11 protein-coding genes and 1 pseudogene are annotated in these 9,948 nt (G+C 41.4%); 7 read left to right on the top strand and 5 right to left on the bottom strand.

The window, feature by feature from the left end:
• Positions 1–191: 191 nt before the first annotated feature.
• The gene (locus ACFE93_RS28030; RefSeq protein WP_375478307.1) at positions 192–590 is read right to left on the bottom strand and encodes a hypothetical protein; all 399 of its coding nucleotides are present in this window, start codon (positions 588–590) and stop codon (positions 192–194) included.
• 338 nt (positions 591–928) lie between these two features.
• On the opposite strand from ACFE93_RS28030, the gene ACFE93_RS28025 reads away from it, so the two are divergent.
• The 4 genes from ACFE93_RS28025 (at position 929) to ACFE93_RS28010 (ending at position 7,190) form a co-directional block, all read left to right on the top strand.
• Complete coding sequence (locus ACFE93_RS28025) at positions 929–2,116, top strand: sigma-70 family RNA polymerase sigma factor (RefSeq protein WP_375478305.1); 1,188 nt, start codon at positions 929–931, stop codon at positions 2,114–2,116.
• Between the two features lie 73 nt (positions 2,117–2,189).
• Positions 2,190–3,341 carry a DUF1822 family protein gene (locus ACFE93_RS28020; protein WP_375478303.1) on the top strand — a complete coding sequence of 384 codons (1,152 nt, stop codon included), beginning with the start codon at positions 2,190–2,192 and terminating at the stop codon, positions 3,339–3,341.
• 594 nt (positions 3,342–3,935) lie between these two features.
• Positions 3,936–6,311, top strand: coding sequence for a CHASE2 domain-containing protein (locus tag ACFE93_RS28015; RefSeq protein WP_375478301.1), 2,376 nt, complete (start codon positions 3,936–3,938; stop codon positions 6,309–6,311).
• A 60-nt stretch (positions 6,312–6,371) separates the two neighbouring features.
• Entirely contained in the window at positions 6,372–7,190 is an 819-nt protein-coding gene (locus ACFE93_RS28010) for a DUF928 domain-containing protein (RefSeq protein WP_375478299.1), read from the top strand.
• Positions 7,191–7,314: 124 nt separating this feature from the next.
• Here ACFE93_RS28010 and ACFE93_RS28005 read toward each other — a convergent pair.
• A pseudogene (locus tag ACFE93_RS28005) lies at positions 7,315–7,444 on the bottom strand (IS5/IS1182 family transposase); the annotation flags it as partial.
• A gap of 258 nt (positions 7,445–7,702) precedes the next feature.
• Here ACFE93_RS28005 and ACFE93_RS28000 point away from each other — a divergent pair.
• Positions 7,703–7,915 carry a hypothetical protein gene (locus ACFE93_RS28000; protein ID WP_375478296.1) on the top strand — a complete coding sequence of 71 codons (213 nt, stop codon included), beginning with the start codon at positions 7,703–7,705 and terminating at the stop codon, positions 7,913–7,915.
• A gap of 107 nt (positions 7,916–8,022) precedes the next feature.
• On the opposite strand, the gene ACFE93_RS27995 is transcribed toward ACFE93_RS28000, so the two are convergent.
• Positions 8,023–8,145, bottom strand: a complete 123-nt coding sequence (locus ACFE93_RS27995) for a hypothetical protein (RefSeq protein WP_375478294.1) — start codon at positions 8,143–8,145, stop codon at positions 8,023–8,025.
• Between the two features lie 7 nt (positions 8,146–8,152).
• On the opposite strand from ACFE93_RS27995, the gene ACFE93_RS27990 reads away from it, so the two are divergent.
• Complete coding sequence (locus ACFE93_RS27990) at positions 8,153–8,962, top strand: peroxiredoxin family protein (RefSeq protein ID WP_375478292.1); 810 nt, start codon at positions 8,153–8,155, stop codon at positions 8,960–8,962.
• 66 nt (positions 8,963–9,028) lie between these two features.
• Entirely contained in the window at positions 9,029–9,136 is a 108-nt protein-coding gene (locus ACFE93_RS27985) for a hypothetical protein (protein ID WP_375478290.1), read from the top strand.
• On the opposite strand, the gene ACFE93_RS27980 is transcribed toward ACFE93_RS27985, so the two are convergent.
• Positions 9,118–9,468, bottom strand: coding sequence for a DUF5615 family PIN-like protein (locus tag ACFE93_RS27980; RefSeq protein ID WP_375478288.1), 351 nt, complete (start codon positions 9,466–9,468; stop codon positions 9,118–9,120). The two genes, ACFE93_RS27985 and ACFE93_RS27980, sit on opposite strands and share 19 nt — an antisense overlap.
• Positions 9,462–9,948 (bottom strand): DUF433 domain-containing protein (locus ACFE93_RS27975; RefSeq protein WP_375478286.1); only part of this gene is annotated, 487 nt, incomplete at its 5' end. The genes ACFE93_RS27975 and ACFE93_RS27980, both read right to left, overlap by 7 nt.

Here is a 9,948-nt window from a genome sequence, read left to right as displayed (position 1 = left end):
GTTCTTGGGGTTTAGTAAGTAATCAAGCGGACATGATATGATTGGCGGTAAAATACAATCGAGTCTTGTGACCCGATTGTATTTAGCGTTTATTTTTTTTCATTCAGATTTTTGAGTAGTTGGCTCTTTGATCTGAACCGAGACAGGACAATATAACCTGGGAAATTCAAATCATTAAATCGACTTGATAATTACAAATCAGAGAGTGGCACTTGGAGCGAGAAAAGGCCAATGGTGCTTAGAGGTTTAGCAGCAACTACAGTATCTCCTTGCAGAGTAAAACTTACTGTGTCTGTTGCACCCAGTTGCTGTGATAATGCTGGTTTAAATTGGGTTATTGAAGAATTATATAAAATATATTCTCCATTATAATTACCGCTTTGTCCAGGTTGTAAAACTTGCTGTTGTGGCACTACGTTCTGTCCAAAATTATAAAAACCTCTCGTACTACCTGAATTGTTGGTAACTGTAAAACCTCCCATAATTTCAGAGGCTTCATCGTAGCTTAATTCAGATAATAAATTGTCATCCTGGTTATCAAAACTGATAGAAAAAGAATCTTTTCCTGCTTTAGAAGTTGTTTGTAGCACGATGCAAATCTCCTAAGAATACTTCAATGTTAATTAGATGATGCAGAGATAATTAGGTAACTTTTAAGAAGTTGCATATTTGTGGGATAAATTTGCGGCTGTAACTATCGAAATTTTGTTCTGTATTTGACGAACTTATTCAATGATTCCGCTATTCCCCAAAGAAAGCATCTTTTTAAATGAACTTCTCTGCATATCACTCTCTACGATGACTTTTAGTCTTTATGCACTTGGATCGGAAAAATTTTGAAAAATCTGTAAAATACTTACGCAGCAAGGAATTAACTTTTGGCTGTATGGCTGTATTATAATTGAAATCAGCTATCGGCAAGTATTTCATGCAACCCCGACAGGCCATTGTTGAAATCTTTTCTACCTTTGTGCAATTTGATGTAGACCAATTTAGTGGTTGGGCAACAGATGCCAAACTGCGACGCAGTATGAAAGTTTGCCTGGAGTCGTCAACTGAGAAATCAGATACCTTTTGGGCACTTTACTGGTATAGAGTTTGGCAGACTGAATCTAGTGCTGTGGCACAGGCACATATTTCTGCTTATTTACAAGAGGTGTGCTATTGGACTGCCAGAAAAATCACCCTCAACTTTCCCACGCAGTCGTCTGTAGCAGATTGTTTTCAGATGGCGATCGCTCATCTTAACAAAATACTCAAAACTTTCAACCCTCAATACAGTTCACATTTAAAAGCTTACGCACAATTAACTTTTGAATCGATTATCAAAGATGCACTGCGCTTACACCGGGAAGCAGACATTTGCTCAGACTGGGCATTATTGCACAAACTCAGCCGCAAACGACTAGTGCAATCATTACAAAATGCCGGATTTAACGCTCAAAACATCGAGAGTTATGTTTTAGCCTGGGAATGCTTTAAGGAACTCTACACAGGTGACAATACAAAAATTCGTCAGCTGGCCAAACCAGATGCTTGGACTTGGGAAGCTATTAGTAATCTTTATAATGCAGAACGTTTAAGCCGATTGAGTTCATCCACTGCCGCAGTCAATCAGCAAACCATAGAAACCTGGGTATTATCTGCTGCTAAAGCTGCCCGTACTTTCCTCTATCCTAAGTTTGTTTCCGCAGACGCTCCCCTCAAACAAGAAGAAGATGGTAATTTATTAGATATACTGCCTGTAAATTTGCAAACATCTTTACTAACGGAAATTATTGAGCAGGAAGAAGCTGCGAATATGCGATCGCAGCAAGCTCAGTTAAACCAAGTTTTGTCCCAAGCGATCGCTGCACTCGATGCTGAGTCTCAAAAAGTACTACAAGCTTATTACGTTCAACAACTGACTCAACAAGAAATTGCTGCACAGTTAAAAATTAAGCAATATACTGTTTCCCGTCGCCTTAGCAGCATTAAAAAATCATTGCTCCTGACTCTCATGCAATGGAGTCAAAACACCTTGCATATTTCCCTTAAATCCGACGTAGTAGATGCCATAAACACAAGTTTAGAGGAATGGCTCAAAGTCCAATATAGCCATACCCAGATTCAATGAGCAGACAAGAAATAATTTTGTCTCTCCCCTCTCCCTAATATGGTCTTTATATGGAGCCATTCTCAAATTATTTATGTTGAACCTACCTCCCCCATTCACCATTGACTCACAGCATTTATACTTGGAAATTACCCAATCTCCAGAGGAGCAAGAACAACCATACTCAACAGCTGGTGCTTGTCAACGTGGGTGGATAAATCAAAAATGCTTGCAAACTTTTTTACCTTGGTTCAAGGAGGAAATTGCTCCCACCGCCAGGGTTTACCCTAACAGTGCGGCATTGCCGAGTTTTTGGGAAGTAGTCAATGGCACAGCTATTACTTTTGATCGCGATCGCCTTGTCTTAATTCCCACCCTGGCGATAGATGACGATGAGTTACGCGTACCGCAGGAATGGGTAGATATTCCAGAATGGGTTGCTGACTATTACATAGCAGTACAAGTCAACCCCGATGATGGCTGGATAAAGATTTTTGGCTATACAACCCATCAAAGTCTGAAAACAAAAGGGGTTTATGATGCTGGCGATCGCACTTACAGTTTAGAAAGTGAAGATTTAATTCCAGATATTAATGTGCTGTGGGTTACACGCCAACTCAATCGGTCAGAAGCCTTACGTGCCGAGATTGCACCTTTAGATTCTATTACCAAAATCCAGGCAGAAAACCTTTTAGAAAGATTGGGCGATCGCAATGTGAAATTCCCACGTTTAGCAGTTCCATTTTCACTCTGGAGTGCGCTCTTGGCACATAGCGGTTGGCGAAAAAAGTTATATGAACTGCGTCAGGGTTTACTCATACAGTCGTCAATTCCGCAATGGTTACAGACAGGAGTAGCTAATTTAGCTCAACAGTGGGGATGGGAAAAAAGAGAATTCGTTGTGGTAGCTGTGGGAATGCGGAGTGCAGAACCAGTTCTCGGCTTGTCTCGGCAAATAATAGTTGCAGAGCAAACATACGAGTTACGTATTTTCCCAAAAAGCGCTTCTGAAGACTATGTTTGGCGTTTTGAATTGCGAAGTACAACTCTTAATGGTCAAATTCCAGCTGGGTTTAAGCTCCGACTACTAACGGAAGACTTACAAGCTTTTGAAAATAATCAAGATACAGCAACAACTCCTGTAGATATGTTGTATTTGGAAGTAATTTTGGAGCTAGGAGAAGGATTGGTTTGGGAAATAGAACCCGCACCTGAAGATTATGACCGAGAAATTTTGCGGTTTTAAGTGTTACCTTCAAAAATCTTCACGTCTAGCCACTATTATTTACTCTTAAACTGAATTTAACTACACACAGTAAGCAATTCATTTAGCAGTCAAGATATATACAGCAGGGTAGTACCCATTGGTGTCAACTTAACGTAAAACCCTTGTCCAGACGTGATATTGAATTCATTCACTTATGGTTACTCACAGCGTCACCCCACCTCGGTTTTGTCTAAAGCCAAAACTGCCCCTCCCCGATGCCTTGGGGCTACGGTGTACACACAAGTCAAATTACCCCCCTCAATCCCCCCTTGTAAAGGGGGGAAGCCGGAAATCGAGTTCCCTCTTAAAGGGGCTGGTGAATTGTCGCCCACTAACTAACCTTGCAAAGGGGAGAAGCCGGAAATCGAGTTCCCTTTTAAAGGGGCTGATGAATTGTCGCCCACTAACTAACCTTGCAAACGGGGGAAGCCGGAAATCGAGTTCCCTCCCCTTTCCAAGGGGAGGGTTAGGGTGGGGTAAGACGTATGTGGGACATGCGTTTAAGCTTAAGTTGACACCAATGGTCAGTGCCCTGCCCCTACAGGTGTACTCAACATCTAGGGAGAACTAGCTGTGGACAAGTTAATCATCTTAAACTTAGGGGAGGGAAACTTTGAACAAGGGTTTACCGTGACTCTACAGATTGGCAATGAAAATGTCCGCCCGACTGTGGAAATCACAGGCGAACTTCCCCCCAACCCAGAAATTCTCCGCGATTATCACCGTTGGCAATCTATTTATCGTAATTTAAGGCTGCCATCTCGTCCGATTGGCTTACCTAAAGAACTTAACCAAGTCCCCAGCTTAGAATACTGCCAGCAAGTGAGTGAGGAATTTAAAGTAAGTTTTAATACTTGGCTTGCTTCCGATTCCTTTCGTTCCATCCGCGAGACATTGTTAGAAAAACTCATGCTTGCGGATAATATTCGGATGCTTTTACAAACCAAAGACCTGCGATTGCAGAAACTCCCCTGGCATCTTTGGGATTTGATAGAACGCTATCCCCAAGCAGAAATAGCCCTGAGCGCTCCTGCCTACGAACAAGTCAACCTTAACCGCATAGCAACTACATCTGATAGAGTAAAAATCTTAGCGATTTTGGGTAACAGTCAAGGTATTGATACCAAAGCAGACCAGGCGCTACTTAATTTGTTACCCAATACAGATATCACTTTTTTAGTTGAACCACAATGCCTTGACCTTACTGACCAGCTATGGGAGCAGAATTGGCAGATTCTATTTTTCGCCGGACATAGTTCCACTCAAGAAACGAATCAAACAGGAAAAATCTACATCAATCAAACAGAAAGTCTCACAATTAGCCAGTTAAAGTATGCCTTGAAAAAGGCAGTAGAACGAGGGCTACAACTAGCGATTTTCAATTCCTGTGATGGCTTGGGATTGGCATGGGAGTTTGCAGATTTACATATTCCTCAAATTATCGTGATGCGAGAGCCTGTACCCGATCGCGTGGCGCAGCAGTTTTTAAAGTATTTTTTAGAAGCCTTCGCGCGGGGAGGTTCGTTGTATTTAGCTGTAAGGGAAGCACGAGAAAGGTTACAGGGACTAGAAAACCAATTTCCCTGCGCTACATGGTTGCCTGTCATTTTTCAAAATCCGGCTGAAATGCCGTTGAATTGGGGAGAATTGTTTAGAAATACAGACAATCTGCCTACATCTTTGTCTAAAATCACGCCTGTTAGAGGAACCACAAATCGGCTTGGCTTTTCATTAATCTTACTGGCGAGCATGGTAGTAACTGGAATATTAATTGGGATACGGTATTTGGGTGTGCTGCAACCATTAGAGTTAAGTGCGTTTGACCAACTGGTACGCTTGCGTCCTCCTGAAAAACCAGACTCACGCCTACTGATTGTGACTGTGACTGAAGAAGATGTGCAGGCGCAAAAACCGGAAAGACCTCAAGGTTCGTTGTCAGACAAATCACTTGCCCAACTGTTAGAAAAATTAGAGGCATATCAACCACAAGTTATTGGTTTAGATATATACCGAGATTATCCAGTAGCTAAGGATTATCCAGCATTGGCAAAAAGGATGCGAAAAAGCGATCGCTTTGTGGGGGTATGTCAACTCAGCAATTTCCAAGCTGGAAAACCAGGTGTGAAACCACCCCCAGAACTTTCTTCACAGAATCTCGGTTTTAGCGATATTGCCATAGATTCAGATAATGTCGTGCGTCGCCATCTGTTAGCGTTAACTCCTTCGCCCTTATCTCCTTGTACTGCACCCTATGCCTTGAATGTTCAACTTGCACTGCGTTACCTGTATACGAAGGGAATTCGGTTGCAATTTACCCCTGATGGCGCATGGCAATTAGGGAAGGTGACATTTAAACCAATAGAAGCTCATACCGGAGGTTATCAAGGAGTTGATGCTTTTGGACACCAAATTTTATTAAATTATCGTTCTCCTTCATCAGAAGCGATACCTTCGGTAGGCTTCGCCAACGCACCAAGTATGACCTTACAACAAGTGCTAACGGGTAAGCTAAATGCCAATGCAATCAAAGGCAAAATAGTCATTATTGGCACAACAGCAGAAACTTTTGGTGATTATTGGTTAACTCCCTACATCACTCCTCAAGGGAAATTACAGGCAATACCAGGAGTATTTTTACAAGCCCAGATGGTCAGTCAACTGCTCAGTGCTGCTTTGGACGGAAAACCTCTGTTGTGGACTTGGCCGCTTTGGGGTGAGGTAATTTGGGTTTGGGGTTGGTCTTTTTTAGGCGGTTTGTTTACTGCTTATCTGCGCCGATTCATTTACTTAAGCTTGGCAGGAGGAATAGCTATTATTAGTTTATACGTTAGCTGTTTTATATTTTTAATTGTATATGGTTGTTGGGTTCCCCTGATTCCTGCTATGTTGGCTTTAGTAGTTAATAGTTTAATAGCTACAACTTACTTAAACATGAAATTTAAAAATTAATAATAACGCCAATTTGAAGCATGAAAATCGCCGTTTATCAGGCAGAAGTCAGGAGGTTTTATGAAAAGCTATTGGCAAAAAATGCAATTCATCGCGGCAGTGGGAATGACTTTATGGGGAATTATCGGCTATTCTCCCATGATTTGGATGACACCAGTTGCGGCGGCCACTCCTAAGAAATTTTCGCCTCCTCCGCCTCCTCCAGATAGGGGGGCAGCAGGCGATCGCGGCGGAGCTGCAAGTCGTGGTTGTGGTGTTAGTAATCAGTCTGTTATTGCACTTGTACCTATATACGAAGAGAGACTCAAACAAGGACAAACAGAAGCTGTTTCCGTTACTAAAGTTTGGGGTTTGACGAATGAGGAATATCCAACTTTTTGGTTTTTTGTCCCCTATAAAAAATCTACAATTGATTCCATCGAGTTTGTTCTCAAAGATGAGTCAAGTAAACCAAGTCAAACTCTTTACCGAACAGTAGTAACAATACCAGAAGTACCAGGAATTATTAGCATTCCTTTAAGCGCAAATACTCCCCCATTGCAAGTAGACAAGATGTATCACTGGTTTTTGAAGATAAAAATCATTTGCAATCCACAACAACCCGTAGAACAGGAGTATGTAGAAGGATGGGTGCAACGAGCCAATCTAAATCCTAAATTAGTAGATAGCTTGAAGCAAGCAACTCCTCAGCAACGGGTAAACCTTTATGCCGAAAATGGTATTTGGTACGATGCTTTGACTACTTTGGCTGAATTACGTCTTAGCAAACCTGAAGATCCAACTCTAGCGGTGGAGTGGATGAATTTGCTTAAATCGGTAGATTTAGAGAATTTAACTAAACAACCTCTGATAAAATGTTGCCAAGCCAATGCAAAGTAGGACAGCAAAGCAATAGACCTTTTGCAAAAGTCGGTCAGGCAAATTCAGTTTGAGGGAGATGAAGCTCGTAATTGTAGAGAGCAACAATAAGATTAAACCTTAAACTAAGTTTCCGATGTACATACTCACCTAAAACTCTGATTTTAGCTAATTCTTGATTACTCTTTTTATCTTCAGAAATTAACTTACCACCATGAGGGCTTTTTCTTGGGAATTCGACTATTGCAATGTAGTTTTTGAATACCTTGATAACCTTTCGAGCGTAGCCTCTTCTATCACTCTGAGGAAATAAAAATAAGTATAGGTTGGGTTGAACGGAGTAAAACCCAACATTACCAATATTTTTGGTTGTTGGGTTTCGTTCCTAAACCCAACCTCCATCTTGGGTGAAGTAAGAAAAGTAGGAAAAGTAGGAAAAGTAGGATATTGAGTAAAAACTGTTGACAAGCTGTCAAATAACCTGTTAGATTTCAAGTCACTCTCAAGCACAAGAAATTCAAAATCAACGGTTTATGATAAACAACAAAATTGCTGACTTGGAAACTAGCTTGTTTGAAGAACTCTCTGATGATGAACTAGTGGCTGTAGTAGGGGGAGCAGGATTAGTGGATTTGGAAACACAATCAGAAAAATTGAATCCATCAACAGAAATAGGTAAAACGTTGCTAAAAGGATTAGAAACTTTAGTTAAAGCAGCCGAAGGCAAGTTTGAAGTTTTACCTTAACAAGCCAATAGAGCCTCTACACTTTCCCTATGGATGTAAAGAAACATCAAGCTTTTGGGAATGTTTGTGTAAATGCTTAACAATTTGCACTCTATTGACTATTAGAATTAAATGGCGATCGCAAGCATTATGTATTCAATTTCTATTATAAGTTCTTTGGTGGTTGGCAGTGTATTTCTGGTAACTGGTGTTGTCAAAGCACTTACACCCACAAAGTTTTTTATCCACATCAGTTAATTGCGGTTATTTCCGCAAAAAGTGAATACAGGTGTAGCGATCGCTTTTACAATTCTAGAGTGCGTCCTGGGAATAGCCCTGATTTTGCGTCTGTTTCCCCAGTGGCTATTTATCGGTACAATTGTTTTACTCTTGCTCCTATCAGGTTTAACTTACTGGAGTACTTCGACCAAACGCACAGATGATTGTGGTTGCTATAACGGTCTAGTTGATATCAGTCCCAAACAAAGTTTACTCCTCAATGCCCTCTACATTACTTTGATGGGGTTGGCTTGGTTTTATCCGGTTGCCGATATTTTAACTGTTTCTCAACAAGTGACAGCATTATTAATTTCTTTAGCAACGAGTTGTCTATTAACTGCTGTTTCGTATGTGTATTTATGGAAGAAGAAAAAACCTATTTTACACTTAGATCCGCTTAAAGTTAATCGTTCTTGGCAACCACAATGGCTAAAGGAATATGCCGAAAGCTTAACAACGGGAGAAAAACTGGTTGTATTTTTAATGCCTGGTTGTCCAACGTGTAAAAACTGGCTCAAAGTGCTAAAAGTCGTTCACCAAAGAACTGATTTACCTGATGTAGTAGCGGGAGTTCCCCAAACATCAGAACAAGTTGAAGAATTTGTCCAATCTAATAATATCAACTTTCTAGTAGTGGCAATGAATCCTACTGTAGTGGCACGCTTAACTAATGCTTTTCCCACTGCTGTATTGTTAGAGGAAGGTATAATTCGAGAGAAATGGTTGGGAGTAATGCCGCTAACCTTCGTGAAACGCGTTAAGCCAAGCTTATCTGTTCCTAGCAGCTAATTGTGAATCGTTTATATTAAACTTGCAGTTGATATCGAGCGCCACATCCTAGCCGCAAGCGGTGAAATGCATTACTTTTGCGAACAAGCTTTGCTTGAGGATGAAAATTTTGAAAAAAACATCTGGGGAAGGGGTTTTATGCCTATTAATCAGATTCACCACGGGAGATACTGAACTTGACCTTCTAGCTCTCCGTTTTGACTACACTCTACAAGCACAAGAATATCTTCAATGACTCGCCCGACTGCTGCATCTGGGCTGACTTCGATGACTCCCGGCATTGTCTGCCCTTGCCTAACTCGATCGTATGCATAGCGGGTGATTGTAGAAACATCATGGGTAAGCAGGATGCGCTCTTCTTGGGCTGCCCATTCCAGGATGGTTGGATCGTCTTTGCCTAACAATCCAACATCTTGCACACGAACGATGTCGATTTCTGAGTTACGGCGGAATATTCCTCTAACAACCGTATTATCAAAGTTTTCATCAGTAAGCAGTTTTAACATGCTTCTGGCGCTGTTTTGCGGGCAAGCAGCCGATCGCGTAAGCCTTGTGGATCAAATCTTGCTTGATTCATTGCCCGAATCTCTTGTGATTGTTGCTGTCGCTGTTGCAAGTAGGCTTCTACTTCTGCCTGGTGATTGAGGTAGAAGGCGATTGTGGCGTAAACATCTGCCAGATTCAGCGATGGATAGCGATAAACAATTTCCTCTGCTGTCGCGCCTTGCTTAAAAACAGCAGCTATAGTATCCAATGTTACACGAGTGTTTCCCACGAGAACTACACCATCTTTATTCGATCTCAGAGGAGCAGGTTCAGCAATAATCGCTAGTGTCATGAGCGCCTTCAAATTCATTGCTTTGATAGTAGCAAATCGGCTTTGCATTAAGAATACTGAAGCCACTTCTCCCAAGTCTGTAGCGACTACTCTCAAGTCTGTAGCGACTACTCTCAAGTCTGTAGCGACTACTCTCAAGTCTGTAGCG

Origin of the sequence: uncultured Nostoc sp., from assembly GCF_964247315.1 — a bacterium.
Taxonomy (GTDB): Bacteria; Cyanobacteriota; Cyanobacteriia; order Cyanobacteriales; family Nostocaceae; genus Nostoc.
This window is presented reverse-complemented; position numbering and strand designations above follow the sequence as displayed.

Coding starts and splice junctions, on each gene's coding strand:
- ACFE93_RS28025 (WP_375478305.1), top strand. CDS start 929: ATGCAACCCCGACAGGCCATTGTTGAAATCTTTTCTACCTTTGTGCAA.
- ACFE93_RS28020 (WP_375478303.1), top strand. CDS start 2,190: ATGTTGAACCTACCTCCCCCATTCACCATTGACTCACAGCATTTATAC.
- ACFE93_RS28010 (WP_375478299.1), top strand. CDS start 6,372: ATGAAAAGCTATTGGCAAAAAATGCAATTCATCGCGGCAGTGGGAATG.
- ACFE93_RS28000 (WP_375478296.1), top strand. CDS start 7,703: ATGATAAACAACAAAATTGCTGACTTGGAAACTAGCTTGTTTGAAGAA.
- ACFE93_RS27995 (WP_375478294.1), bottom strand. CDS start 8,145: ATGTGGATAAAAAACTTTGTGGGTGTAAGTGCTTTGACAACACCAGTT.
- ACFE93_RS27985 (WP_375478290.1), top strand. CDS start 9,029: ATGCATTACTTTTGCGAACAAGCTTTGCTTGAGGATGAAAATTTTGAA.
- ACFE93_RS27980 (WP_375478288.1), bottom strand. CDS start 9,468: ATGTTAAAACTGCTTACTGATGAAAACTTTGATAATACGGTTGTTAGA.